We start from the raw sequence: 26,984 nt of genomic DNA, 5'->3' as shown, positions 1-26,984 counted from the left end.
CGACGCCGGCTAAGCTGCAAAGCAGGATTCGCGGAAAATGAGCCGTCGGTCTGCGGAGTTAGCCCTGGCGCGGAGCAGGCTGCCGGGTTTTTGCGGGCTGCCGACGGCGAGGTCCCGTGTCCGCGACGAAGGGCCGGTAACCCATCAGCCGGGAAATCTCCAGGCCGGCATCGTGCGCAATGGCGCTGAATTCCGCGACCCGGGTTTTCGAGCGATCGGTCGGGGCGGCAAGTCCGACGGCCGCGACCAGCGTGCCCGAACTGTCGAAGATCGGCGCGGCGAAGCCAGAAACGTTCATGGTGCCTTGGTCGGCGGTGACTGCCACATGCGTGCGCCGGACTTCTTCCAGAATTTCCCGCAAACGCGCCCGCCGGATTTCGGAAACAGGTGTGTGCTTCACCATTTTGACCGTTCGCATGTATTCGTTCAGCCAATGGTCGATCTGGAATGCCAGCAGGACACGCCCCACCGCAGACCACAGCAGCGGACGCGAGTCACCCACCGTTGCAGTAAAACGAAGGGCGGTTGGGCTCTCTATCTTTTCGACATAAATCGCCGATTTCTTGTCGCCGGACATCACGGCCAGCACGGCTGTTTCCTGGGTTGTGTCGACCAGCCGGCGCATGATCGGGCGCGCCAGGTCCGCAAAACTGAGGAAGCGCCGGGCAGCAATGATAGCGCTGGCCATTCCGTAGGCTTCAGGTCCGAGCTGGTAAAGGCCATCCACAAAGGTCAGGTGATTGCTCGCCAAAAGGCCGCGCAGCAGGTTGAGAAGGCTGCTCTTCGGAACGCCGAGGCTTTCACTGAGTGTGGCCAGCGACGCGCCTGTCGGGCGCGAGCACAGATCGTCGAATATCTGCACGACGCGTGTGACGGAGCGTGGCGCTGCTGCTGCGAGTTCGGGGTTGCTTTTGGTTCCGCCCGACACTGGAGTCATCATTTTCCATCGTTCCTGCGCGTATCAGGGAGACTCGACCCATGATGCCTGCATATGAATTGCACGCAGTGTGGGATGGGTCAACATTGTGAACGATAGACGGATTTCTGAATAGCTGGGACGGCGGATTTAGCCGCACAGGGGCGGTGCCGGCCTTCATCCGAGGCAGTGGAAGGATCGCGGGCAGCCGGGCTCAGGTTTCGCCAAGGCGCGGTGGCAGCACAAGCGTCAGGATGGCGTGTTCGGTGGTCTCGTCGAGGGAAACATGGCCGCCCAATTGTTGCGCGCGGCGCTGCATGTTGCCAAGACCGCTGCCCTTGCCGAAGGCTGCCATCTTGCTCCCGTCATTCTTTACCTTGATCACGGCCGTACCATTGTTTCCGGCTGAACCCTTGACCTTGATATGGCTCGCGGGACCATGTTTGAGCGCGTTGGTGATCGCTTCCTGAAGGATTCTCAGGATCGAAAGTGCATTGCCGGGGGTCACTCCGCTGACCTCGGGCAGATTCTCCATCGACCAACTGAGATCGATGCCAAGCCGACGCATTTGCGGGGCGAGTCTCTCCCGGAAACCAGCAAGCGCCAGCAGAAGATCTCCTTCTCCAAGATCGAGTGCGTTGATCACGAGCCGCAGGTCGTTGAGTGCTTCGCGTGCCGCGCGTTCGATCCCCTGACGTTCACCGGTATCGCGCTCCGCCAAGGCGATGATCGAAACCAGATGTCCGCTTAGTCCATCATGAAGGTCGAGCATCAGCCGTTCCCGCTCTTCCTCGCGCGCAGCCTGCACGGTGCGAATTCTCTCCTTGTCGTTGAGAATCGACAGCTCGGCTTCCTGTTCTTTCAATCGCAGTCGTAAGGTTTCGTTTTTGTTGTCGAGCTCATTCAGGCTTGCGGCGAGCCGGCCCATGAGCAGGACCATGATGGCAACGATGATCGGCGAGCGCAGGTACGTGCCGAGCAGAAACCCGCCTTTGACCACGCCGAGAACGATCCCGACATCGCGCAGGCCCCACCAGCCGATCAGGAAAAAGGTCAGCGCCAGAAGCGTGCGTCCCCATTCTCCCGCACGAAGCGCATCGCGCGCCAAAAGTCCGGCGGCTGTGAAGTGTCCTCCAATGACGATCAGGACGCTGATAATCGCGCCGGTAAAAGGCGGCAGTACACCGGTTGCAACGCTGCCGATCAGAAGGAGAGGCAGGAGTGGAACGGCTGCCTTGAGCCAGGCTGGTCTCGGCACGCCGTTGATCGCAAGCGCCAAGCCGACAGCCATCAGTCCGAACGTGGATAATGTCAGGACAAGATAGGGCCTGATAAACGCCAAAGCGGGAGGCGAAATGGGTACGCTCGGAAAACCGAGCACCAGACTACAGCCGCAAATCAGGAGCAGCCAGCAGAAAACCGGGTCATGTCTGCGTGTGGCCCAAACGGTCGCAATGCCGATGACGATCAGAATATGAAGCGCATGGATGATTGCGCGCAGGCCGCCATTGCTGAGCACACCCAGCCAGCGGTTCTGTGCAACCGCCTTTTCTCCCACGACGTATACCCGTGAAAGATAACCTGGGACCGCACCGTCATTGCGCTCAAGTGTGAGCACAAGGCGCCCGGTGCTGCCCGGTGCCGCCATTGGCAAGCGCAACAGATGTGTGGTTCCGGATGACGCATTCCCCCAGAATCGCGCATCGTTTCCGTCAAGAGACTGGCCGTCGAGTTCTGCCGTCAGATTCTGGCGAACGGCGGGAATGAGCAAGAATTGCTGCTCGGATGAGGAGGATGGATACTTGATGTCCAGGACATAGCGCGCCTTCGCCGGACCGTATGCGTGCTTTGACGACCATGCGTGTGGCAGCGTCACTGTTTCCGGCTTGCCACCGTCAATGCTGAATTGTGCGTTGACGAATTCGATTGCGCCATCCGGATGGGGAAATTCCACGAATTGCGGCGCACATGCCAGCAGTAGAGCAACGAACCCCAGGATTAGAAGGCGTGAAAGCCGGGGCAGGGCTTTGGTGTCACTCGCCATCGTTACAGCCGGATCAGACCTAGCCGCGTGGCTTCAAAGACAGCTTCGGATCGATTGGAAGCTTCCAGCTTGCGGTAGATATTTCTGATGTGGACCGGAACGGTCTGTCGCGAGATCCCAAGCCGTTCTGCCAACTCGCTATAGGTGAAGCCCTTGGCGATACCCCACAGGATGTCCATCTCGCGGGCGGTCAAGATGTCATTCTTCAGTTCGATGGACTTACCGGGCTTGGAGCGTTCGGCAAGACGTCGCACCAAAACGCGCGCAATACGCGATGAAATCGGCGATTGCCCTGCCATCAATTCGGTAATCGACTCGATCAGATCGATCGAATCTGCATCCTTGAGAAGATAACCTGACGCGCCAGCTTCGATCGCGGCGAGGACCGTCCGTTCATCGGCAAGAACGGAGATGACCATCGCTTCGGCGGCCGGCTGTTTCCGGCGGAGGGTGCGGATTGCATTGATGCCGTTGCCGTCGGGCAGGTTGAGGTCCGTGATCAGGAGATCGATATGGTGGGTCTCGATCGCGGTCAGGGTTTGAGCGAGGGTGGCACATATCCCGACGAGCTTGCCGCCTTGCCAGCCCTGTACGATGCCGGCGAGCCGCTCGCGCACCGGACCGTCGTCTTCTGTAAGTAAAATGTGCAAGATCTGTTGGCCTGCGTCGGCTGATTGTCCGGCCGTCATCTTCCGCCTTCCGTCTTCAGCCCGGCCCCGTTTTGTTACCACTGCATGTGCCCGCCTACGCCTCATCCTGAAGCCGCAAAATACCCGATTAATGGTATCACGGTGGAACCCGGATGGTGAGCGGCTTCCCACAGTTCTTCACCGTTCCGACCTAGGTCGTTCGCTCGCATCAGCGGTGGTCTTGGGTGCCGCGGTGAATATTCTTGTTTCATCAGGCAAATCGTAACGACAAGGTCGCGTCAGAAAGCCTGCATCTTCCTGTTCCGGTCAATTGTGCCTGCACCGCAATTCTGGCAGTTATCAAAATAAGACCATCTTGGAAGCAAACGAGGACGGACATGCCAGGGGTTGGGACAGAGGCGCCGTTACGCCGCAATACGATTGCCGACGCAGTTCGCCGTGCCGCGAGGAAATTCAGGACGCGCATCGCGCTCACATTCGCTGACCGGCGCTGGACCTATACCGATCTTGACGAGGCCGCGGGGCGGGTCGCCCAAGCCCTAATCGATCTCGGTCTCAAGAAGGGTGATCGGGTCGCGGCCTATGCTCGCAATTCCGATGCTTACCTCTTGCTCTGGCTGGGGTGCGTGCGCGCCGGTTTCGTCCATGTTCCCATTAATTATGCGCTGACCGCGGGCGAACTGCGCTACATCGTCGGCCAGTCGGGCGCTCGCGCGCTGATTTACGATGCTGACCTGTCGGCGACCGTGGATCACATCCGCGGCGACGGCACGGTCGTGTTCTTCGGCGGGTTTTCCGGTGCGAAGCCTGGCGAACTGGACGTGCTGGCGGTTGCATCGAACCGTGCTGCTCCGCGGCTCGATGAATGTCTCGCCGACGATACCGATCTGGCGCAATTTCTTTATACGTCCGGCACAACCGCCGCGCCGAAGGGCGCTGCGATGACCCATCGGGCCTTCATGGCGGAGTATGCCGCTTGCATCATCGAGCTCGAGATGAGCGGCGCCGATGTCGCGCTCGCGGCGCTGCCGCTTTATCATTCCGCTCAGATGCATTGCTTTTCGATGCCGCAGCTTCTGATCGGCGCGACGACCCATTTGATTGGCTCACCGGCTCCGGAAACGGTCCTGCGTCTGATCGAAGAACATCGCATCACGTCCTTCTTCGCGCCGCCGACAGTCTGGGTCAGCCTGCTTCGTCATCCTGATTTCGCCAAACGTGATCTGTCGTCGCTGCGCAGCGTGTTCTATGGCGCGTCGATCATGCCGGTCCCGGTTTTGGAGGAACTGCGCCAGCGGTTGCCGGGAGTTCGGCCGTTCAATTGTTACGGCCAGAGCGAGATCGCGCCTCTCGCCACGGTGCTGCGGCCGGAGGAGCATGATGCGCGGCCGGCTTCGGCCGGTCGTCCGATTATCAGCGTTGAGACCCGGATCGTCGATCCCGACATGAACGACGTTCCACCCGGCGTGCAAGGCGAGATCGTTCACCGGTCTCCGCAACTGCTGCTGGAGTATTGGGACAAGCCCGAGGAAACCAGGGAAGCATTCCATGGCGGCTGGTTTCACTCCGGAGATGTCGGCTATTTCGACGAGGAGGGCTATCTCTTCGTCGTGGATCGGATGAAGGACATCATCAAGAGCGGCGGTGTCGTGGTTGCCGGCCGCGAGGTCGAGGATGTTTTATTCAAGCATCCCTCGGTCTCCGAAGTCGCCGTGATCGGCCTACCGGATCCGAAATGGATCGAGATGGTGACAGCCATCGTCGTGCTGCGGCCCGGTCATCAACCGGATGGGGCAGGCCTGATTGCTCATTCGCGCGAGCATCTGGCCCCGTTCAAAATTCCAAAGAAGGTGATTTTCGCTGAAACATTGCCGCGCAACACGGCGGGTAAAGTTCTCAAGCGCGAATTGCGTGTTGTTTATGACGAGCAGGAATAGCGACGCGATCCGCTGCGGTGCTGTTGCAGGCCGCGATTGACCTGCCGCCTGTCGCGATCGTCTGGCGTTTAGACCGCTTTCGCAGGCGCCTCGTGGTGCTCAGTCAATGACAACGCGCGCAGATCGAGTGATTCACCACGAAGATCGGAGATAGCCGTCACGGCGCGATCGCGATCGTCATGGAGAAGGCGCCCGAGATTGGCGACGGCAGACTCCGGATCGCGCTTCCGGATCGCGTCGAGCGTTCCGATCATCAGGTCCGCGCTGAGCCGGCGAATCTCGCGTGTCCGATAATCAAGCGGCGCTTTCCAGATCGTGGTCCACACCGTGTGGTTGGCAAGGTCGGTCAGGAGTTCGACCAGGAGCTCGTTTCCGGACCCTCGGGCGATCGTCTTCACCGCACGCGTGGTGATCCGGGCGAAGCCCATCGGGTCGTCGACCTCGACCATTTTTTCCAGTTCGGCGCATCGGCGTGCAAGCGTTTCCACGTAGCTCTCGATCGGCGATGTCGCCATCGTTTTGACTGCAAGCATGGAAAGCGCGGTGCGAACGTTGAAAAGGTCGGCGATCGACTTCAGCGACAGCGGTCGCACATAAGCGCCGCGTCGTGGCAGCAGGTCGATCAGGCGCCGGCGCTCAAGGATACGGATCGCTTCGCGGACCGGTCCGCGGCTGACGCCGAAACTCTGAGCGAGATCGAGTTCAACCAGACGCTCTCCGGCCTTGCGGCGGCCGGCGACGATTTCGGCGCCGAGTTCTTCGGCGACCTGCTCCGGAATCGTTCGGGGAGCAAAGCTTCTACCGAGCTCGCTGTCCTCGTCGGTCATCAACTTCCGGAAGGTCGCCGCCATGTCATTGCTCCTTATACCGATTCGAGCATTCGGCCCGGGAGACTTTTAACCTGACGGTCAATTGTTGACAATTAACAAAAAGTGATGCTTCCTAGGTCTGCCAACGTCGCAGGGCAACATGGGTCTGCGGCTGGCCGAAATTGTATTGCTTGCGGCCCGGAGACCGGGTTCTCGAGCAATAACAACAACGTGACAGGAACTCCGGCGAAAGATCGGGGGCGGTCAGGGAAGGAGTACGCCGATGGGGTCATCCCATTCAGGAAGATTCTTCACGGGCTTCGCTTTTGCGACGTTGCGTTGCGGCATTGTCGCAGCACGCCGACATCCAGGCTGGATCACGCGCCGGGCTCAGTTTTGCAGGTGCCGACCTGTGTCCCGCATCAGCCTCGAGGCGGCCCGGGCATGACGTCCGTCAGCGACGCACACCACGTAACGGAGCGCGGCGGTGACCCGCGAGGGGATCTGCGGTCTCCTCTTTTGGATGTTCGCGGTCTGTCACTTTCGTTCGCGACTGCGGACGGCGAGTTGTCGATCATTCGCGATGTGGATTTTTCCGTCGCGGCCGGCGAGCGAGTGGGGATTGTCGGTGAGAGCGGGTGCGGGAAAACCGTGACCGGCCTTTCGCTGCTTCGCCTTCTCCCGCCGCAGTCGGCGCGGCTGTCCGGTCAAATCCTGTTTGAAGGCCGTGATCTCGCGACCCTGTCGGCGCGGCAAATGCGAGCGGTGCGCGGGCGCGATATCGCGATGATCTTCCAGGAGCCGATGAGCGCGCTGGATCCGGTGTTCACCGTTGGCGATCAGATCAGCGAGGCGTATCGGGCACATTTCCCCGTCAGCCGCGCGGAAGGGCGCGAGCGCGCCATTGCTGCGTTGGCCGAGGTGGGCATTCCCGCGCCGGAGCGGCGGTGCGACGAATATCCGCATCAGTTGTCCGGCGGTATGCGTCAGCGCGTGATGATCGCGATGGCGTTGATCTGCGAGCCAAAGCTCCTGATCGCCGATGAGCCGACAACGGCGCTCGATGTTACGGTCCAATCCCAAATCACCGATCTTCTGCGCGCCTTGAGTGAGCGGACCGGAACGGCGCTGCTGTTTATTACCCACGATCTCGGCGTCGTTGCCGAAACCTGCACCCGCATGATCACCATGTATGCGGGTGAAGTCGTCGAAGATGCGCCGGTTGACGATGTTTTGCTGCGGCCGCGTCATCCATACACATCCGGCCTGTTGCGCTCGCTTCCCAGCCTCAGTGCGCGTCGAAGCGTTCTGCCGTCGATTCCGGGGCGTGTCCCTTCGCCTACAGCCATGCCGGCCGGTTGCCGCTTCCGGCCGCGGTGCCCCCATGCGATCGAGTCCTGCAAGGAACGACAAGAGATGATCGAGATAGGTCCCTCCCGTCGTGCGAGTTGTTGCCGTGCTGAGACGATCACCCTGGCTGGAGCGGTCAACTGATGGCATCGGTGCTCGAATCGACGCAGGTCTCTGACAATCGACGTGATCCGATTCTGACCGTGCGTAATCTGCGCATCCTGTTTCCGACGAGAGATGGCCGCGATACGGTCAAGGCGATCGACGGTGTCGACTTCGACGTTCATGCCGGCGAGACGCTTGGCATCATCGGAGAGTCCGGCTCGGGAAAAACCACACTGGGCCGCGCGCTGGTCTCGCTGATCCAGCCGACCGAAGGGCAAATCCTTCAGGATGGGGTTGATCCGACGACTCTTCCTAAGGGGCAATTGCGCAAGCATCGGCGCGATTATCAGATTGTGTTTCAGGACCCGAACGCGGCGTTGAATCCGCGAATGACAATTCTGGACAGCGTGATTGAGCCCGCCGAGACGATCGGGAAGGGAAGTGACTCATCGCGCCGCCAGGACGGCTTCGCCGCACTTGCTCGCGTCGGACTGTCGCCCGAAATGGCGGATCGGTATCCACATCAGTTGTCAGGCGGCCAGAAGCAGCGCGTCAACATCGCGCGTGTTCTGATGCTGCGGCCGAAAGTCATTGTCTGTGACGAGGTCGTCGCCGCACTCGATGTCTCGATCCGCGGCGATGTGCTCAACCTGTTCGCCGATCTTCAGCGCGAGTTCGGCCTCACTTACGTTTTCATCACCCATGACATCTCGGTGGTGTCCCACATCTCGGACCGGATCGCGGTGACCTATCTCGGCAGGCTGATGGAACTCGGCCCTGCCGAAGACGTGATTGACGCGCCGCTGCACCCTTATACGCAGGCGTTGCTGTCTGCCGAGCCGATCTCGTTGCCATCGACGATGCGGACGAACCGCCGGGTTATTCTCGAAGGCGAAATTCCAAGCCCGGTGTCGCCCCCGTCGGGCTGCCGCTTCAGGACGCGGTGTCCGGTCGTCCAGCAGCGTTGCAAGGACGAGATGCCCGCTTGGCGCGAATTGAAGCCCGCTCACTGGGTTGCCTGTCATTTCGCCGCTGAGAACCGCGCACAACACAGCAATCTCGAGATCGCATTACACATGAAACAGGGAGGATAGAATGGCGGAGTCAATCCGGATGCCGGGGACCTTGAGCCGGCGCGATCTGCTGGCGCTCGCTGGCGGCGTGGCGCTCACCAGCGCGACGGGCATGTCGGCCTTCGCGCAGGAGGTCGCGAAAAAGGGTGGTGTTCTGCGGCTTGCCGCTCCGGCCAATCCATCCTCGCTCGATCCAACGACGGGCGGCGCTGGTTCCGACCACACCATCCTCTGGACGATGTATGACACGCTGGTGGAATGGGACTACGCCACACTCAAGCCCAAGCCGGGCCTTGCGAAGTGGTCCTATCTTGATCCGAAAACGATGGTCCTCGACATTTCAAAGGACATCAAATTCCACGACGGCACTCCGCTTGATGCCGAAGCAGTGAAGTTCAACCTCGACCGCAACCGCACGGACCAGCGTTCCAACATCAAGGCCGATCTGACCAGTGTGGAATCAGTCGAGATCACGGGGCCGCTGCAGGTCACACTGCGTCTCAAGAATCCTGATACCGCTCTGCCCGCAATCTTGTCCGATCGCGCCGGCATGATGGTTTCGCCGACCAACATCAAGGCTCTCGGCAACGACACCAACCGCAAGCCCGTCGGTGCCGGGCCATGGAAGTTCGTGAGCTGGGCCGACAATCAGAGCATTGTCCTCACGCGCAATGAGACCTACTGGCGGCCCGGCCGGCCGTACCTCGATGGCATCGAATTCTCGATCATTCCGGAACTCGCTACCGGATTGCGTTCGGTGGTCGCTGGTGAAAACGACATGGCGTTTTCGTTGCCAGCGCGCCTGAAGACCGTGATCGATCGCGCCAAGAATCTCCAGACCGTGACCGGCCCAACGCTGTATTGCATCCAGCTTTACTTCAACTATGGACGGGCGCCGCTCAACAACGTCAAGGTTCGACAGGCGGTCAACTTCGCGATCGATCGTAATGCGTTCGTGAAAGCGACGCTGAATGGTCTTGGTGAGCCGGCGACGATGACCTTGCCGAGCACTCACTGGGCTTACGACAAGTCGGTATCCACGCTTTATCCGCATAATCCCGACAAGGCGCGTAAGCTCCTCGCGGAGGCAGGATTCAAGGATGGTCTCGATCTGACCATCGGTGGCTATACGGATCAGGATTCGGTTCGCCGCAGCGAAGTGCTGCAAGCCCAACTCAATCAGGCAGGCATCCGTCTCAAATTCACGCGCGGAACCATCGCCGAGATCAGCGCGCAGTTCTTCGCGACCGAGAAGAAGTTCGACGTCTTGCTGTCCGCCTGGACGGGCCGCCCCGATCCCAGCATGACCTATGCACTCGGGTTCGACAAAGGCGCTTACTACAATGCCAGCCGCGAGGCCGATCCTGAACTGGTCAAGCTCATTCAACTGAGCCGGGAGAGCGAGGATCTCGAGGAGCGCGCAGCGGTGTTCGCAAAAATTCAGCGTTTCGTGATGGAAAATGCGCTCTCGGCCCCGCTCGCATTCCAGTACGAACTCGACGCGCTCGCGACCAAGGTGAAGGGCTACAAGCCCAACCTGTTGGGCAAGCCGAAGTACGAAAACATCTCTCTCGGCTAAGAAAAAATCCGGCGCCATCGTTCGCGATGGCGCCGGCTCTCGCAATTTCTCCCGACGGTGTTCGCCCCATGTCTCTGGCATCCAAGCGCAAAGTGATTTCACGCCGGCTGTTTCAGTCGATCCCGGTGATCGTGCTGGCGACCTTCATCGTCTTCGGCTTGCTCAAGCTGGTCCCCGGCGATGTCGCGGTCACGCTCGCTGGAGACAACGCATCGGACGAGCGTATTGCAGAAATCCGCCATATCTACGGTCTCGACCGGTCGTTTCTGGTTCAGTACGGCTCATGGCTGTGGAAGGCTATTCACGGCGATCTGTCAGCATCGCTGGTGTCCAGCGAGCCGGTTATTACATCGATCGCTCGCTGCCTGCCTCACACATTGCTGATTGTTGCGCTGGCCATGATCATGGCGCTCGTTATCGGCATTCCGCTGGGCATTGCCGCGGCGAGCAAGCCGGGATCCTGGCTCGACGGCTTTGTCATGGCGATTGCATCGCTCGGAGTCGCCGTGCCGAATTTCTGGCTCGGAATGCTGATGGTGGCGTTCTTTTCCCTCACCCTCAATTGGTTGCCTGCCACGGGAGCGGTGCCGCTAACGGAGGATCCTTGGGGAGCGCTCAGTCACGCGATTCTGCCGGCATGTGCGCTTGCCTCGGGCGGCATCGCCGAGGTCGCCCGGCAGTTGCGATCATCGCTGGTGGAGATCCTGTCATCGCAGCAGGTTCGCACCCTTCATGCCAAAGGATTATCGCCGTCTTCGATCCTGTGGCGGCATGGATTGAAGAACGTCAGTGTCAACCTGCTGACCGTGATCAGCCTTCTCGCTAACCGGATGCTCGCCGCGACTGTGGTGGTCGAGGCGGTGTTCGCCATCCCCGGTATGGGAAGCCTGATCGTCAACGGCGCGATCCACCGCGATTTTCCTGTCGTACAGGGAGTCGTTTTCTCGATGGTGCTGATCGTCGTCACGCTCAACCTTGTCACCGACGTCCTCTACAGCGTGCTCGATCCGAGGATTGCGTGACATGACAGATGCGACGATTGTTCACGGCCGGAGAATAGGGTGGCAGACGAAGTTCTGGCGCTGGTTTCGCTCCGATCTGCGCGGCGCGTTGAGCCTCTCGTTCCTATCGGCGCTGATCGTGATCTCGATTTTGGCGCCGTGGATATCACCCTATTCGCCGATCGGGCAGGATTTCGATGCGACGTTGGCGCCGATGTCGGCAGCGCATTGGCTCGGCGCCGATGATCTTGGCCGCGACACCCTGAGCCGGCTGATCTATGGCGGGATGGCCTCTCTCTACGCGAGCTTCCTTGCGGTCGCCATCGCCATTCTGATTGGTGTTCCGGTCGGCCTGTTGGCCGGCTACATGGGCGGCTGGGTCGATGAGGCCATCAGCCGGGTCATCGACAGTTTTCTATCGTTCCCCGCCATTGTTCTCGCCATTGCCGTGACCGGCGCGCTCGGAATCGGCCTGACCAACGGCATGATTTCGGTCGGCATCGTATTCGCTCCGCAACTGGCGCGGCTGGTGCGGGCGCGGACGCTGGTTGTGCGTCATGAACTCTATGTCGATGCCGCGCGATGTTTCGGAGTTTCGACCGGCCGCATCTTGTGGCGTCATATTTTGCCGAACACCATTCAGCCGGTCATCGTGCAGGTGACCCTCCTGTTGGCCGGAGCGCTTCTTGCCGAAGCAAGCCTGAGCTTCCTCGGCCTAGGCATCCAGCCGCCGAATGCGAGCTGGGGCGCGATGCTCGCGCGCGCCTATCAGAATATGGAGATAGCGCCCGAGCAGATGTATCCGCCGGGGCTGGCAATTTTGTTCACCGCGCTGGCGTTCAACACGCTCGGTGAATCGCTGCGTGTCGCGCTCGATCCGACGATGAGACGCCGCTAAGCAACAAGGAAAAAGACATGGCGACCCGCTTGAACGAAAAAGACTACATGGAGCAGCTTCATGCGCTGTGGAGCAAGGCATGGCCCAAGGGCACGCCGCGCACGCCGCAATATCCGCACGGCGAGATCGCGCTGAGCGAGTATTTGCGGGCGTGGGCCAGAGTGCAGCCCGAGCATCCGGCAGTGATTTTCTATGGGCATGTTCTGAGCTATGCCGATCTCGACCGGCAGAGCGATCGTTTTGCCGCGCTCCTGTCGAAGAAGGGTGTACGCAAGGGCGATCGGGTTGCGGTGTTCCTTCCCAATTGTCCGCAATTTCATATCGTCTTTTTCGGAATCCTGAAGCTCGGTGCGATTCACGTTCCGGTCAGCCCGCTGTCGCGCGCGTTCGAACTTTCTTACGAACTGAACGATACCGATGCCGAGGTGATCGTCGCGCTCGACCAGTTGATCGAGACGGTCCGCCAGGTGAAGGGTGAAACGAAGCTGCGGGAAATTATTGTCACCAGCTTCGCCGATGTTCTTCCGGCCAAGCCCGCCATTCCGGTCCCGGACTCGGTTAAGTCACCGCGCATTGCCATTCCCGGCGCAACCGATCTGTTGCCGGCGCTGGCTGCAATGGGAGAGGTGGGGCCGCAGCCGCCCGCCGGTCTCGATGACATTGCCGCGCTCAACTACACCGGCGGCACCACGGGCATGCCCAAGGGCTGTGTTCATACCCAAGGCGACATGGTCTACACTGCGGCGGCGAACTACGGCATTGCGCTCAATACCGATTCAAAGAGCGTATTCTTGTCGTTCTTTCCGGAATTCTGGATCGCGGGCGAGAATTTCGGCCTGATCTTTCCGCTGTTCGCCGGGGCCACGCTGGTGTTGCTGGCGCGCTGGGACCCGATGAGCGCGCTTGCGGCGATCGACGAATACAAGGTGACCATCACAGCGATGCCGGTCGATGGCGCTGTGGAATTGATGGACCATCCTCGGTTCAAGGAATTCAACCTCTCGTCGCTTAAGCAGATCCGCGTGGTGTCCTTCGTCAAGAAGCTCAATCCTGAATATCGGCGCCGCTGGAAGGAGCTGACCGGCACCATTCTCGCCGAAAGTTCGTGGGGCATGACCGAAACCCACACCTCCAACACCTTCACCACCGGTTTTCAGGACAACGATTTCGACCTGACGTCGCAACCGATTTTCGTCGGACTGCCGGTGCCGGGCGCGGAATTCAAGATCACGGATTTCGAGACAGGTGATTTGATTCCGATCGGCGGCGAGGGCGAGATCCGTGTGCGGACGCCGTCGCTTCTGAAAAGCTACTGGAACAAGCCCGAAGCGACGGCTGAGTCGCTGGTCGATGGCTGGCTGCGAACCGGCGATATCGGTTTGATCGATAGCGATGGCTTTCTCCATTTTCTCGGCCGCCGCAAGGAAATGCTCAAGGTCAAGGGCATGAGTGTATTCCCGCCCGAGATCGAGGCATTGCTTGGTCAGCATCCCGCAGTTTTGGGCTCCGGCGTCGTCGGGCGCGAGGATGCTGACAAGGGACAGGTCCCGGTCGCCTTCATCCAGCTCAAGCCCGAGGCAAGAGGCATGACCACGCCGGAGGAAATTCAGGCGTGGTGCAAGGAGCGGATGGCTGTCTATAAGGTGCCGGAGATCAGAATTATCGAAGCGTTGCCGATGACCGCGACAGGCAAGGTCAAGAAGCAGGAGCTGAACGTGTCGGCATCCTGATCCGGTCCATCTGTCTTGTCGGAAATGGCAGCATTGGTGCGGCCGTTTCCGAATTCACGTGCTGTCGTGTGCGTTTTAACGGAAAGAAACGATGTCCTTTCGCAAACTTCTGATCGCCAACAGGGGCGAAATTGCAATCCGTATTGCGCGGGCTGCTGCCGACGCAGGCTTGGCGTCGGTTGCGGTTTACTCGGCTGACGACGCGCTGTCGCTTCACGTCCGTGCCGCCGACGAGGCGCGCGAGATTCCGGGGCGTGGCGCCCGCGCCTATCTCGATATCGAGGGCGTGATCGCGGCAGCGAAGGCTGCGGGTTGCGATGCGCTGCATCCCGGCTACGGCTTCCTTAGTGAAAATGCCGACCTGGCGAGGCGATGCGCGGAAGAAAAGATCGTTTTCGTCGGGCCGAATCCGTCGGCGTTGCAATTGTTCGGTGACAAGGTGGAAGCCAAGGCGTTGGCGAAGCGCTGCGGCGTACCCATCATCGAGGGCACGGTCGGACCGACCACGCTGGATGAAGCGAAGACGTTCTTTGCGTCCCTCGGCAAGGGCGGCGCAGTAATGATCAAGGCCATGGCCGGTGGCGGTGGTCGTGGTATGCGCATCGTCGAGGATGCATCGAAGCTCGAAGAAGCCTATGCGCGTTGCCAGTCCGAGGCAAAAGCGGCATTCGGCAGTGCTGGGGTCTACGTCGAGCGGCTGATCCGCAAGGCGCGGCATATTGAAGTGCAGATCATCGGAGATCGGCACGGCGCGGTCAGCCATTTGTGGGAGCGCGAATGCACGATCCAGCGCCGCAACCAGAAGCTGATCGAGGTCGCGCCGAGCCCGTCGCTCAGCGATGAGTTGCGCGAACGGATCGTTGATGCGGCGAAGCAGCTTGCTGCCGCAGCGAACTACGACAGCCTCGGAACGTTCGAATTTCTTGTCGATGGTGAGGTTGCCGGCGACGAGTCCGCATTTGCCTTTATCGAAGCCAACCCGCGTCTCCAGGTTGAACACACCGTCACCGAGGAGGTGCTTGGTATCGATCTGGTGAGGTCGCAACTTGCGGTCGCCGCTGGCGCGACACTGGCATCGCTCGGCCTGAATCAGGCGGCGGTGCCCGCACCACGCGGTTACGCCATGCAGCTCCGTGTCAATATGGAGGTGATGGACGAGCAGGGGCAAACCAAGCCGACCGGCGGTGTGCTGGCGGTGTTCGATCCGCCGTCCGGCCTCGGCGTCCGTATCGATACCTTCGGTTACTTCGGATACAAGACCAGCGCCGCATTTGACTCTCTGCTGGCCAAGGTGATCGTTCATGCATCTGTGGCGCAATGGGCTGATGTCGTGGCGAAAGCGTCACGGGCGTTGCGTGAGTTTCGCATCGGCGGTGTCGCCACCAACATTCCATTCCTTCAGGCCGTGCTGGCGCATCCTGATTTCATCGCCAATCGCATCAGCACCAGCTTCGTCGACAGCCATGTCGCCGCACTTGTGGGCGCCGCGAAAGAAACAGCGCCGCCGCTGTTTTTCTCAAACGACAGCGCAATGGATGGCAATGGCGATGCTGAAAAATTCGCCGGGCCGGCAGTCGGTCCCGCCGGCTCGGAGTCCGTGGCCGCGCCGTTGCAGGGAACGGTGGTCGTAATCGAGGTCGCCGAGGGTGATCTGGTTCGTCCGGGACAGCAGATCGCTGTTATCGAGTCGATGAAGATGGAACATCTCGTCACGGCGCCGCACGGCGGCAAGGTGACGAAGATCGCCGCGGGAGACGGCGTCACGCTGATGCAGGGCGATCCGATCGTATTCATCGAACCGGCCGAGGTCGGTGGACATGATGCGGAGGAGGAGACGGAAGTTGATCTCGATCACATCCGCGCCGATCTCGCGGAAAACATCGCGCGTCACGCCAATACGCTTGACGAAAACCGGCCGGCTTCCGTGGCGCGCCGGCGCAAGACCAATCAGCGGACGGCCCGGGAGAACATCGCGCAACTCGTCGACGACGGATCGTTCGTTGAATACGGGTCGCTGGCGATCGCGGCCCAGCGCCGCCGCCGCGCGCTTGATGATCTGATCAAGAACACGCCGGCCGATGGCCTCATCACCGGCGTTGCGACCGTCAATGCCGACAAGTTCGGTGAGCAGGGCGCACGCTGCATGGTGATCTCCTACGACTACACCGTGCTGGCCGGTACCCAGGGCCACATGAATCACAAGAAGATCGACCGCATGCTCGGCCTCGCCGAGCAATGGCAGATGCCGCTGGTGTTCTATGCCGAAGGCGGCGGTGGCCGCCCCGGCGATACCGACAGGCTCGGAATGACCGGCCTCGACGGTCCGTCCTTCGTGCAGTTCGCGAAACTCTCAGGCCTGGTGCCGGTGATCGGCGTCGTCTCGGGTTATTGCTTTGCGGGTAACGCGGCGATGCTTGGTTGCTGCGACGTGATTATCGCCACGAAGAATGCGTCAATCGGCATGGGCGGACCGGCGATGATCGAAGGTGGCGGGTTGGGCGTCTATCACCCGGCTGAAGTCGGACCGGTGTCGTTCCAGTCGCCGAACGGCGTCGTCGATATTCTTGTCGAGGACGAAGAGGAGGCGACCGCCGCCGCGCAGAAATATCTGTCTTATTTCCAGGGGGCAGTAACCGACTGGAAAGCTCCGGATCAGCGCCTGTTGCGCCGTGCGATTCCGGAGAACCGGTTGCGCGTTTACGACATACGCACTGTCATCGATCTTCTCGCTGATGAGGGATCGGTGCTCGAAATCCGCCGCGATTTCGGCGTCGGCATGATTACGGCCTTCATCCGGATCGAAGGCAAGCCGTTCGGGCTGATCGCCAACAATCCGAAACATCTCGGTGGGGCGATCGACGCCAATGCAGGGGACAAGGCAGCCCGTTTCATGCAGCTATGCGACGCCTTCGACATTCCGATCGTCTCGTTGTGCGACACGCCGGGATTCATGGTCGGACCGGAGGCCGAGAAAACCGCGATCGTGCGCCACGTGGCGCGCATGTTCGTGACCGGTGCGAGCCTGACGGTGCCGCTGTTCGGCGTTGTCCTGCGCAAGGGATATGGTCTTGGGGCGCAATCCATGATCGGCGGCGGATTCCATGCGTCCTTCTTCACGGTGGCATGGCCGACCGGGGAGTTCGGCGGCATGGGTCTGGAGGGTTACGTCCGGCTCGGTTTCCGCAAGGAAATGGAGGCGATTGCCGATCCGGTCGAGCGCGAGGCCTATTATAAAGACAAGGTCGCCCAGCTTTACGCCAACGGAAAGGCGGTCTCCATCGCCTCCGTTCTCGAAATCGACGAGGTGATCGATCCTGCGGAAACGCGCAACTGGATCATGGCCGGCTTGCGCTCGATGCCGAAGCCAGCGCCGCGCGACCATCGCAAGCGGCCCTGCATCGATACCTGGTAAAACAGAACATCGATAACGGTTGAAGCAAATGGTGGGCACAGCGTGCCCACCATTTTTGTTTGCCGTCGATCACGGCACCGCAGCCGGATGGCGCAGCGCACTAAATCTTCCACATCGGTCCGGGAGCCAGGTCTGCGGATTTTTCGTAGGTCGGGTGCTTGCAATGCCGGATTATTTGAAATACTTGTAGTACACCAGTGAAATACTAATAGGGGCAACCTTTGGATACGCGCAGTTCCACTCGCATCGATAGCGATGTGCTGGTCGTTGGCGGAGGTGCTGCCGGCGTCGCGGCTGCGATTGCCGCTGCCCGTCAGGGATTGAGCGTCACGCTCGTCGAACGCTATGGATTTTGCGGTGGCGGAGCGGTGGCCGGGCTGTCCGGCACCGTTTGCGGTCTCTATGAGGCAACGAACAACACAGCCGCCGGACCGAAGCAGGTTGTGTTCGGCTTTGCCGACGAGTTCTGCCGCAGGCTGGAAGCGATGGGCGGGCTCGCCGATCCGGTGCTCTACGGCAAGACCTGGGCGCGTGTTCACGATCCGCTCGTGTGGCGCGAAGCCGCCGATGCCATGCTGCGCGAGGCCGGTGTCCGTATCGTTTTCCACGCGGTCGCCAACGATGTCCACATGAACGGCGACAAGATCGAAGGGCTGGGTATCTGGACCAAGCAGGGGCCGGTCGACGCGCGCGCCAAGATCGTGATCGACGCCAGCGGCGATGCTGATGTCGTCGCGATGGCCGGTCTGCCGAATTTTGTCGGCGACGACGGCAAGGTTCAGAACCCCACCATGATCTTCCGGATGATGGGCGTCGATGTTGAGCGCTTCACCGCTGAATACGGCACCGATACCATTATGCCGGAAAAAATCTCCGCCATGATTCGCGCCAAGCACAATGCCGGCGACTACAAGCTGCCGCGCGCGAAAATCTGGCTGTTTGCGACCACGCGGCCGAACGAACTCCTCTGCAATTGCACGCGTGTGATCGGGCCCGATGGGCGCGAACTCAATACGCTGTTCCACCAGGATTTCACCGACGCCGAAATCGAGGGACGGCTTCAGGCGCGGGAATATGCCCGTTTCTTCCACGATAATCTGGTGGGATGCGAGAATGCGTTCCTCAACGATACCGGGGTTCAGGTCGGCGTACGGCAGACCCGACAGGTTTCCGGCGTCAAGCGGCTGACGAATTCCGATGTCGTGCAAGGCACCAAGTTTGCCGATGGCATTGCGGTTTCGCCGTGGCCGATCGAGTTGCACGCCGGTGAGAAGCCCAAGGTCGAATGGCTCCTCAATGATTATTACGAAGTTCCTTACGGTTGCTTCGTTCCCGAGCGCGGGGAAGGGCTTCTTGTCGCCGGTCGCTGTCTGTCAGCGGAGCATGAGGCAGTCGCATCCGCGCGCGTCACGGCACAATGCTTCGCCTACGGCCATGCCATCGGCCACGCCGCCGTCATGGCCGTTCGCAACAACATCGCGCCGCGCGACATCGATGGCCGGGACGTCAGGGCCGCCGTCAACGCCGATGGCGCCCGTATCGGCTGATAAGGACACTCGTCAATGATCCAGTCTGACATCAAGGGCGCGGTCGCTGTCGTCACCATCAACCGCCCCGAGCGCCGCAACGCGCTGGGGTCTCAGTTGATGCACGATCTCGGCGCAGCATTGGCGGACGCCGAGCGCAACGATGCCATCAGTGCCGTGGTGCTGACAGGCGCGCCGCCAGCCTTCTGCGCGGGCAGCGATCTGAAGGAGCTTGCGGGCCTGTCGATCGCCGAAATGTGCAAGCATGAATCGGACACGGCGGCTTTCGCGCGGGCCATCGGTTATCGCGCCAAGCCTGTGATCGCAGCGGTCGAAGGCTATGCGCTCGGCGGCGGGTTCATTTTGGCGGCGTCCTGCGACATCGTGGTGAGCGCGTCGAATGCGCGCTGGCATTTGCCCGAGGCGCCGAACGGCTGGCTGCCGCCCTGGGGATTGACCGCATTGCTGATGCGTGTTGGTCCGGTGCGCGCGCGCCGACTGACATGGGGAGCGGCGCCGATCGATGCGGTCGAGGCAGCGCGGATCGGGTTGGTCGATGACGTGACCGAGCCGGGCGCGGCGCTCGGCCACGCAGTGGATGTCGCCAACGGTTTGGCTGCGGTCCCGCGAGAAGCGATCGCGTCCACCAAGCGCTTCTTCGAGCCCTTCGTGATGGCCGATGCGGAGCGTCTCGACGAAGTCGCAACCCGGGAATTTGCATTGAACTGCGAGACGCCGAGTTCTCGCCAAACCTTCGAACGTTTTACGGTGAAATCGTGAGCAAGATCGTCGATGCTGCGACTGCGGTCGCTTCAATACAGGACGGGTCCACAGTCGGTTGCGTTGGTGTGATCGGGTGGGTCACGCCGGACGCCCTGCTCAAGGCGCTGGGCGACCGGTTTCGTCACAGCCAGAGTCCGAAGAATCTGACGTTCTACTTTCCGGTCGGGACCGGCGATGCCCAGGGCATCAAGGGCATGGATCACGTCGCGCAAGAAGGCCTGATGAAGCGTATCGTCGGCGGATCCTATATCAATCCGGTGGATCCGGTGACCGGCAAGCGCCCGGAACTGATGCGGCTGATCCGTGAGAACAAGATCGAAGCCTATTCGTGGCCAATCGGAGCGACCATGCACTGGCTTCGCGAGGTGGCGCGGCGCAGCCCCGGTTATATGACCCATATTGGGCTCGGCACTTACATTGATCCCGAAAACGGCGGCGGCCGGTTTACCGAGAAGGCGCACGACGATCTCGTCCGCAAGATCGATTTTGAAGGCCGGCCGTATCTGTTCTATCCGTCGTGGAAGCTGGACACCGTCTTTATCTACGCTTCATCGTCCGACGAATTCGGAAATCTGTCATTCGAGAACGAAGCGCTGGTGTCTTCCAACATCGCGCTGGCGCTGGCGGCGAAAGCGCACGGCGGCCGTGTGATTGCGCAGGTGCGTCGGTCCGTGCCGTATGGCGCACGGCCTGCGTCAGAGGTCCGTATTCCGGGTGTGCTGGTCGATGCAGTGGTGGTCGATCCTGCCATGATGATGACGACCGACGTCGCATTCGATGCTGCTTTTTTTGGCGGGAAGCGAAAGCCGTTGTCTCAGCTTCCGCCGATTCCGCTGACGGCCGACAAGGTCGTGGCCCTTCGGGCTGCGAAGGAGGTTCATAAGCGAGAGCTTTCGATCTTCGGTTTCGGCGCCGCGGCCGACGTTCCTCTGGTCATGGCGGAGCAGGGCATCTTCGAAGGCGATGGCCTGAAAGATTACTGGTTCACCACTGAACATGGTTCGTACGGCGGCATCGTCATGTCGGGCTGGCAGTTCTCGGCCAACCTGAACCCTGACGCCATTCTCGACGGGGTCAGCCAGTTCGACGTGATCGATGGCGGATTGTGCCGCTTCGCGGCACTTGCTTTCGCACAGTTCGATCAGCGCGGAGTGGTCAACGTCTCCAAGTTCGGTGTCGCTAACCCCGGTGCCGGTGGCTTCATAGATATCGCGGAGAGTGCGACGCGGCTGGTGTTCACTGGCACCTTCACCACCGGTGGGCTTGAAGTGAGCTTTGAAGGCGGAAAGCTGCGGATTGTGAAGGAAGGCAAGGTGCGCAAGTTCACCACGCAGGTGGAGCACATCACGTATTCGGTGATCGGCGGCGTGAAGCGCGGGCAGACCGCGCAGGTGATTACCGAACGTGCGGTTTTCGAGGTGGCTCCGGAAGGATTGATTTTGACAGAAGTCGCGCCGGGAATTGACGTCCGCCGCGATGTTCTCGATCAGATGGAGTTTGCGCCCTGGAAGGTGGCGGACGATCTGAAAATGATGGACGCGCAGTTCTTTATCGAACGGCCGCTACAGGCCAAGGCTGGATGAAGGCCAGGTGATGGCGGCAGCCGGCTGGAATGCCGCCTGAACCTGCGGACTCCGCTTAGGGGGTCGAGCCTACGCTGACTTCGAATATCCTTCGGGTATAGGCTTCGATCTGGTCCATCAGGGCAAGGACATTCGAGAGGGCTTTCTTCTCATCCTGCCGCGCAACGGCCCGCGCGCGTTCTGCGTGAAGGTGGCCCATCGCGCCGAGATTCTGCAAATCTGACTCATAACGGTAGTAGAAGCGCCGCGACATCGCATGAAGCGGCGAGATCGATCGTGCCGCAAACGGGTTTCCAGCTGCTTTCGCGATCAAATTGTTCGCCTTGAAGACTTCGCGAAGATATTTTTCCAGATTGCCTTGCTCGCCGGCGGCCTCGATTTCGTCGGCCATGGCGAGCAGACGCTCGCGGTCCGCAGACATGATGCGGCGAGCGGCGCGGGTCGAAATGAACGCCTCAAGCTCACGCCGGAATTCGATCACCAGCAATTGTTCATGGGTTTTGATCTCCGTGATCATCAGCCCATGCCGCGGCAATATGCTGACGAGGTAATCCGCCTGCAGGCGCTTGACCGCCTCGCGAACCGGCGTGCGGCCAATACCGATCTTCTCAGCCAGACCTTCTTCGGACCAATGGCTGCCGGGCGGCAGTTGCAACGTAACGATCATCTCCTCGAGTCGTCGGTGTGCCGTGTCCGCCTGCGACTCGGGGGGAAGGGCAATCTCAGCCTTTTTAGCCATGTGAAAAGCGAAACCTTTGTAAGTGGTAAGTAGCGAAGTGATCTGGTCACGATTGCGAATATCCCCGGCTGCGCTTTGGACTCAAGCATTCGGCCCGGGTGGGCAATGCGCAACTATATCTTAGTCGCCATTGCCGTGCTGGCTTCAATAACAGGTCGAAATCGTCCCCCTCCCATCACGTGCCGCCCGTCCATCCGAAGGGCTGCCCGTTCAATAGCGGGTTGACGAACCTTTTGTAAGATATTACTAGTACGTCACTCGAATAATACAAAAACTATAGGGAGGAGTTCGTGAAAATGCTCGGGTCGAAGGGAACCCTGCTTGCAGGGATAGTCGCCTCTGGATTGCTGTTGGGGCAGGGGGCGCAAGCTGAGAACGTCGTCAAACTTGGACAGATCGAAGCATTGACCGGCGCCACCGCGACATACGGATGGATGTCGGCGCAGGGGACGAAGGTCGCGGTTGAAGAGATCAACGCCAAGGGCGGATTCAAGGTCGGCGACAAGACCTACAAGATCGAATTGCTGCAGATGGATACGCGCGGCGAGCCGCGGGAAGCGACCGTCCAGTTCCGCAAGATGATGGAAGACAAGGTCCGTTTCGTCTTCGGGCCGTTTCTAACCAACGTGTTCAACGCGATCGAGCCGATTGCCAATCAGAACAACGGCAAGTTTCTGTTGTTCGCCGGTGCCACGTCCGCGCACAACGCGCTCGGCAAGCCGGATCACGACTATCTGCTGCGCACCTGGAACTGGGATGCGGGCCCTGTCGGCTTCGGCAAGCTGATGGTCGACTATTTGAAGAAGCTGAACACCAAGAAGGTGGCGATGCTTTTCCAGAACGATGCCTTCGGCAAGACCGCCGTGGACATCTACACCGGCCTCTTCAAGGCCGCCGGCATCGAACTGCAGGTTGAATTGTTCGAACCGGGCACCAAGGATTTCAGCGCCGCGCTTGCGAAACTTGCCGCTGGCAAGCCGGACATTCTGTTCCCCGGCTACTCCGACGCGGTGCTGTATGACATCGTGAGGCAGTCCACCGAGTCCGGCTTTGGCAATCGCTTCTTCCTCGTTCGCGGCTCGATCGGCCCCGCGCTCAAGAACAAGGACGCGATTGCGGACTACATCGCCTATGTTCCGAAGTACTTCGAGAGCGCCGAGAAGACCGAGCCGAAGGTCAAGGCTTTCATCGAAAGCTACAAGAAGATCTTCAAGCGGGATTTCCCCTACGATCAGGCTCCGCTGTGCTCATCGTCCTGCTACGATCACGTCTATATGCTGGTGGAAGCCATGCAGAAGGCCGGCACTGTTGATGATGTCGCCAAGATCCGCGCTGCGCTCATGAGCATGACTTACGACGGGCTGTGGAAGATCAAATACGACAAGACCGGCGAAGCCGTGTTCGGATTTGACGTCATCCACGTGAAGAAGGGCGGAGTGATCGAGACCGTCCAGTACGATCCGACCAAGGAATAAACCCGATCGTGGCGCTCCGGCTCTGCCGGAGCGCTTGCCTCCCAGGAGCGCTTTTCCGTCGACATCGGAAGGGTTCTCTCCAGGTGTGTCTTTTCAACGGACATCATTTCAATGACGCAGCTAGTCATCGGGCAGATGCTGAACGGTGTGATCGTGGGCTCGCTCTACGGCATCATCGCGCTCGGCGTGACGCTTACATTCGGACTGACCGGTATCGTGAACTTCGCCCTCGGCGCCTTCATGATGCTCGGTGCATATGCGACGTGGTATTTGTACGACGTGGTCGGTTTTCCATACCCCGCGGCTGTTCTCGGTGCGGTGATCGTCGTCAGTATCGTTGGCTACATCTCTGATCTGGCGCTGTTTCAGTTCACGCGCGGTAATCTGGTCAACGGCCTGCTGGTCTCGATCGGCATGATCTCGGTGTTCGAGGCGCTGGTGCTTGCGGCGTTCACGACAACGCCGAAGGACCTCACCTATGTGCTGCCGGGTGCACTCCATGTTGCCGGCATCGTCCTGCCGAAAATCAAGGTCGCGGTCTGTGCGGTGTTCCTTGTGGTGATTTTCGGCACTTATCTGGCGCTGACGCGCACCTGGCTCGGCCGCGCTGCATTCGCCTACGCGCAGAATCCCGAAGCCGCGGCGTTGATGGGCATTCGCACCGGGCGATTGCAAACCATCGTCGTTGTTTACTCCACGGCGCTTGCCGGGCTTGGCGGCGGGCTTTACGCCAGCATGTATTCGATCGAGCCGACGATCGGCTCCGCCTATATTCTGAAGGCCGTCGAGGCCGCGATCCTTGCCGGTGTTGGTAGTGTCATCGGTGCGCTCGGCGGCGGCATCATTCTCGGCATCAGCGAGAACATTGGCTCCGTCTTCTTTCCATCGGCGTTCCGGGATGCTTACGGTCTTGTGTTCCTGATCGCCATTCTTCTTGTCCGCCCGAGCGGCCTGTTCGGAGATCGGTCATGAAGTACGCCATTGCAGTGGGCCTGTTGCTTGCCATTGCCGCACCCGCGGCGATCCACAGTGACTCGATTCTGGCCATCGCCATCTACGGGTTCATGGCAGCATCGCTGGCCGTGAGCTTCAACCTGATCTTCGGCTTCACCGGCCAATTGTCGATGTTCCATGCGGCGTCATTCGGCGTATCCGCCTATGTCGTGACCATTCTGGTGACGACTTTTAAGTGGAATTTCTGGCTGGCCATCGTGCCGGCTCTCGCGGTGGTGGCAGTTCTGTCGCTGATCGTCGGAACGATCTGCTTCCGCTTCAAGCTTAAGGAATTCTATTTCGCCGTCGTCACCATGGCATTCTCAGAGGTGCTGCGCCTGATCACGCTGAACTGGAACAGCGTCACCAACGGGTCTCTCGGCATTACGGTGGTCGACAAGCCCAGCATCTGGACGCCGTCAGGCAGTATGGCGATTTCAAGCGGTGTCGCCTGGTACTATCTGACTCTGGCGCTGTTGGTGGTGGTTTACATCGTCTGTCAGCGCGTCCTCGCGTCGTGGATCGGGCGGTGTCTGGCGGCGATCCGTCTTAACGATCAGCTCGGCGAAACTCTCGGCATCGACGTTTTCAAGTACAAGCTCCTGAGCTTCGGGGTCGGCAGCGTATTGGCCGGACTGGTCGGGGCGTTCTACGGTTTCTATTCCGGCTTCGTCGAGCCGCATTATTTCTCCATTCCGCTGGGCCTCGACATCATCGCCATGGTGCTGCTGGGCGGCGTGAATTCGCTGATTGGACCGGTGATCGGAGCACTCGTGCTTACAGCCTTGCCGCACGTCATCGAACTGAGCGCGGAACTTCGAATCGCGCTCTACGGCTCCATTCTCATCTTTGTCATTCTGGTAATGCCGAAAGGTATTGTCGGACTACTTACGAGCAGAAAAAATGCTGCTTGATATCCAGAACCTGACCAAGCGCTTTGGTGGTCTGACTGCCGTCTCGAACGTCTCCTTCGGGATCGAACGGGGGGAGATCATCGGAATTTTCGGGCCGAACGGGTCCGGCAAAACGACGACTCTCAGCTTGATCGCCGGCATTCTGAAACCGACCGCGGGCGCTATCCTGTGGAAGGGCAGCGATATCAACGCGCTGACGCCATTCGAGGTGGCTCAGCAGGGTCTGGTGAAAACATTCCAGAACCCGCAGCTCTTTTCCGAGCTGACGGTCGCGCAACACATGCAGATTGCTTGTCATCTGCACGTCAAGCGCGCGCTCGGTGCAAAGCGCCTGCAGACGCTGTTCGGTGGGATGCCCGCCGAGCTCGATCGCACGTTGACGCGCAAGATCGACCAGATGCTCGAACTGTGCCGGCTGGCAAACCAGCGCAACGATGAAGCCGGCGCACTGTCTTACGGCGGAGAGAAGATGCTCGGTGTGGCGATGGGCATGGTTTGCGATCCAGAGTTGCTGTTGCTCGACGAACCGGCCTCGGGCCTTGGGCATGACGAGATCACCAACCTCGATGCGGTTCTGCGTGACCTGAAATCGCACGGCGTCACCCTGTGCATTATCGATCACAAGGTTGGCTTTCTTGGCAGGCTCGCCGATCGCTCGATCGCGCTCCACCATGGCGCCGTCATCGCAACTGGAAAAACCGAAGACGTTCTCGCGAACGAGGCCGTTGTCGCAGCCTATCTGGGTAAGAAGCATGCTTGATGTATCGAACCTCAATGTCAGCTACGGCAAGCAGAAAGTCCTTAGAAACGTGGCCTTCCGCCTAGACAAAGGCGAAGTCGTCACTCTTATCGGCTCGAATGCCGCCGGAAAATCGACGACCCTGCGAACGTTGGCTGGCCTGAAGAAATTGGATTCGGGCAGCATCAAACTCGACGGGCGCGGCATTGAAGCGCTCCCGACCGTCGATCGTGTCAAGGCCGGGCTGGTTCTGGTGCCGGAAGGCCGCCAGATTTTTCCACGGCTGACGGTCCACGAAAATCTTCTGATGGGCGCGTATCATCGGGACGATCGCGACGATGTCGATGACGATCTGGAACGGGTATTTGTGATGTTCCCTCGGCTTCGCGAACGCCGTATTCAGCGAGCCGGTTCGATGTCCGGCGGGGAGCAGCAGATGCTTGCGATCGGCCGTGGGCTGATGTCGCGACCGAGATTGATGCTCCTCGATGAGCCGACTCTCGGTCTCGCGCCGATTATTATCGAGGAGTTAGGGCAGATCGTCCGCAATCTTGCGAGCGACGGTCTGACCATTTTGCTCGCTGAACAGAACGCGGTGATGGCTCTTGGCTGTGCCGACCGCGCGTATGTCCTGCAATCCGGAAATATCGTGACGTCGGGTAATGCCCGAGACCTCTCGGAGACGGCCGAGGTCAAGCAAATGTATCTCGGCGCCTGACAGCGCGCGC

Annotated in this window: 21 protein-coding genes; 16 read left to right on the top strand and 5 right to left on the bottom strand. The window is 60.2% G+C overall.

Annotated features, from left to right (window positions below):
- Positions 1 to 58: 58 nt before the first annotated feature.
- The 3 genes from ASC80_RS09570 to ASC80_RS09560 form a co-directional block, all read right to left on the bottom strand.
- Complete coding sequence (locus ASC80_RS09570; RefSeq protein ID WP_502690950.1) at positions 59 to 937, bottom strand: IclR family transcriptional regulator; 879 nt, start codon at positions 935 to 937, stop codon at positions 59 to 61.
- Positions 938 to 1,130: 193 nt separating this feature from the next.
- Complete coding sequence (locus ASC80_RS09565) at positions 1,131 to 2,960, bottom strand: sensor histidine kinase (RefSeq protein WP_056296062.1); 1,830 nt, start codon at positions 2,958 to 2,960, stop codon at positions 1,131 to 1,133.
- A gap of 2 nt (positions 2,961 to 2,962) precedes the next feature.
- Positions 2,963 to 3,781, bottom strand: coding sequence for a response regulator (locus ASC80_RS09560; RefSeq protein ID WP_349509655.1), 819 nt, complete (start codon positions 3,779 to 3,781; stop codon positions 2,963 to 2,965).
- Positions 3,782 to 3,987: 206 nt separating this feature from the next.
- Between ASC80_RS09560 and ASC80_RS09555 the strand changes: the two genes are divergently transcribed.
- The gene (locus ASC80_RS09555) at positions 3,988 to 5,547 is read left to right on the top strand and encodes a fatty acyl-CoA synthetase (RefSeq protein WP_056296056.1); all 1,560 of its coding nucleotides are present in this window, start codon (positions 3,988 to 3,990) and stop codon (positions 5,545 to 5,547) included.
- Positions 5,548 to 5,615: 68 nt separating this feature from the next.
- Here the strand turns inward: ASC80_RS09555 and ASC80_RS09550 are convergent, their stop codons facing one another.
- Positions 5,616 to 6,398, bottom strand: coding sequence for a GntR family transcriptional regulator (locus tag ASC80_RS09550; RefSeq protein WP_056296054.1), 783 nt, complete (start codon positions 6,396 to 6,398; stop codon positions 5,616 to 5,618).
- Positions 6,399 to 6,800: 402 nt separating this feature from the next.
- On the opposite strand from ASC80_RS09550, the gene ASC80_RS09545 reads away from it, so the two are divergent.
- The 10 genes from ASC80_RS09545 to ASC80_RS09500 all read left to right on the top strand — a co-directional run bounded on the left by ASC80_RS09545 (position 6,801) and on the right by ASC80_RS09500 (position 21,396).
- A complete protein-coding gene (locus tag ASC80_RS09545; RefSeq protein ID WP_082512492.1) occupies positions 6,801 to 7,850 on the top strand; it encodes an ABC transporter ATP-binding protein in 1,050 nt (349 codons plus the stop codon).
- Positions 7,850 to 8,905: an ABC transporter ATP-binding protein gene (locus ASC80_RS09540; RefSeq protein ID WP_056296049.1), complete on the top strand. Its 1,056-nt coding sequence runs from the start codon at positions 7,850 to 7,852 to the stop codon at positions 8,903 to 8,905. Before ASC80_RS09545 ends, ASC80_RS09540 begins: the two co-directional genes overlap by 1 nt.
- A 1-nt stretch (position 8,906) precedes the next feature.
- The gene (locus tag ASC80_RS09535) at positions 8,907 to 10,463 is read left to right on the top strand and encodes an ABC transporter substrate-binding protein (RefSeq protein WP_056296046.1); all 1,557 of its coding nucleotides are present in this window, start codon (positions 8,907 to 8,909) and stop codon (positions 10,461 to 10,463) included.
- Positions 10,464 to 10,531: 68 nt separating this feature from the next.
- On the top strand, positions 10,532 to 11,485 hold the full coding sequence (locus ASC80_RS09530) for an ABC transporter permease (RefSeq protein WP_056296043.1): 954 nt from the start codon (positions 10,532 to 10,534) through the stop codon (positions 11,483 to 11,485).
- A gap of 1 nt (position 11,486) precedes the next feature.
- On the top strand, positions 11,487 to 12,362 hold the full coding sequence (locus tag ASC80_RS09525) for an ABC transporter permease (protein WP_056296042.1): 876 nt from the start codon (positions 11,487 to 11,489) through the stop codon (positions 12,360 to 12,362).
- 17 nt (positions 12,363 to 12,379) lie between these two features.
- Entirely contained in the window at positions 12,380 to 14,092 is a 1,713-nt protein-coding gene (locus ASC80_RS09520; RefSeq protein WP_056296039.1) for an AMP-binding protein, read from the top strand.
- A 91-nt stretch (positions 14,093 to 14,183) separates the two neighbouring features.
- Positions 14,184 to 17,504 (top strand): carboxyl transferase domain-containing protein, encoded by a 3,321-nt coding sequence (locus ASC80_RS09515; RefSeq protein ID WP_056296036.1) that lies wholly within the window; start codon positions 14,184 to 14,186, stop codon positions 17,502 to 17,504.
- A 221-nt stretch (positions 17,505 to 17,725) separates the two neighbouring features.
- The gene (locus tag ASC80_RS09510) at positions 17,726 to 19,051 is read left to right on the top strand and encodes an FAD-dependent oxidoreductase (RefSeq protein WP_056296034.1); all 1,326 of its coding nucleotides are present in this window, start codon (positions 17,726 to 17,728) and stop codon (positions 19,049 to 19,051) included.
- A gap of 15 nt (positions 19,052 to 19,066) precedes the next feature.
- Positions 19,067 to 19,810, top strand: a complete 744-nt coding sequence (locus ASC80_RS09505; protein WP_056296031.1) for an enoyl-CoA hydratase/isomerase family protein — start codon at positions 19,067 to 19,069, stop codon at positions 19,808 to 19,810.
- Entirely contained in the window at positions 19,807 to 21,396 is a 1,590-nt protein-coding gene (locus ASC80_RS09500; RefSeq protein WP_056296028.1) for an acyl CoA:acetate/3-ketoacid CoA transferase, read from the top strand. Before ASC80_RS09505 ends, ASC80_RS09500 begins: the two co-directional genes overlap by 4 nt.
- Before the next feature lie 55 nt (positions 21,397 to 21,451).
- Here the strand turns inward: ASC80_RS09500 and ASC80_RS09495 are convergent, their stop codons facing one another.
- A complete protein-coding gene (locus ASC80_RS09495) occupies positions 21,452 to 22,135 on the bottom strand; it encodes a GntR family transcriptional regulator (RefSeq protein WP_056296025.1) in 684 nt (227 codons plus the stop codon).
- Positions 22,136 to 22,431: 296 nt separating this feature from the next.
- Here ASC80_RS09495 and ASC80_RS09490 point away from each other — a divergent pair, with 296 nt between their 5' ends.
- The 5 genes from ASC80_RS09490 (at position 22,432) to ASC80_RS09470 (ending at position 26,974) form a co-directional block, all read left to right on the top strand.
- Positions 22,432 to 23,610: an ABC transporter substrate-binding protein gene (locus ASC80_RS09490; protein WP_056296022.1), complete on the top strand. Its 1,179-nt coding sequence runs from the start codon at positions 22,432 to 22,434 to the stop codon at positions 23,608 to 23,610.
- A gap of 111 nt (positions 23,611 to 23,721) precedes the next feature.
- Positions 23,722 to 24,582 carry a branched-chain amino acid ABC transporter permease gene (locus tag ASC80_RS09485; RefSeq protein ID WP_056296019.1) on the top strand — a complete coding sequence of 287 codons (861 nt, stop codon included), beginning with the start codon at positions 23,722 to 23,724 and terminating at the stop codon, positions 24,580 to 24,582.
- The gene (locus ASC80_RS09480; protein ID WP_056296016.1) at positions 24,579 to 25,517 is read left to right on the top strand and encodes a branched-chain amino acid ABC transporter permease; all 939 of its coding nucleotides are present in this window, start codon (positions 24,579 to 24,581) and stop codon (positions 25,515 to 25,517) included. Before ASC80_RS09485 ends, ASC80_RS09480 begins: the two co-directional genes overlap by 4 nt.
- On the top strand, positions 25,507 to 26,277 hold the full coding sequence (locus ASC80_RS09475; RefSeq protein WP_056296013.1) for an ABC transporter ATP-binding protein: 771 nt from the start codon (positions 25,507 to 25,509) through the stop codon (positions 26,275 to 26,277). Before ASC80_RS09480 ends, ASC80_RS09475 begins: the two co-directional genes overlap by 11 nt.
- Positions 26,270 to 26,974, top strand: a complete 705-nt coding sequence (locus ASC80_RS09470) for an ABC transporter ATP-binding protein (RefSeq protein ID WP_056296009.1) — start codon at positions 26,270 to 26,272, stop codon at positions 26,972 to 26,974. The genes ASC80_RS09475 and ASC80_RS09470 overlap by 8 nt, the downstream gene beginning before the upstream one ends.
- Positions 26,975 to 26,984: the final 10 nt, after the last annotated feature.

Origin of the sequence: Afipia sp. Root123D2 (assembly GCF_001425835.1) — a bacterium.
In the GTDB taxonomy this organism is placed as follows: domain Bacteria; phylum Pseudomonadota; class Alphaproteobacteria; order Rhizobiales; family Xanthobacteraceae; genus Afipia.
This window is presented reverse-complemented; position numbering and strand designations above follow the sequence as displayed.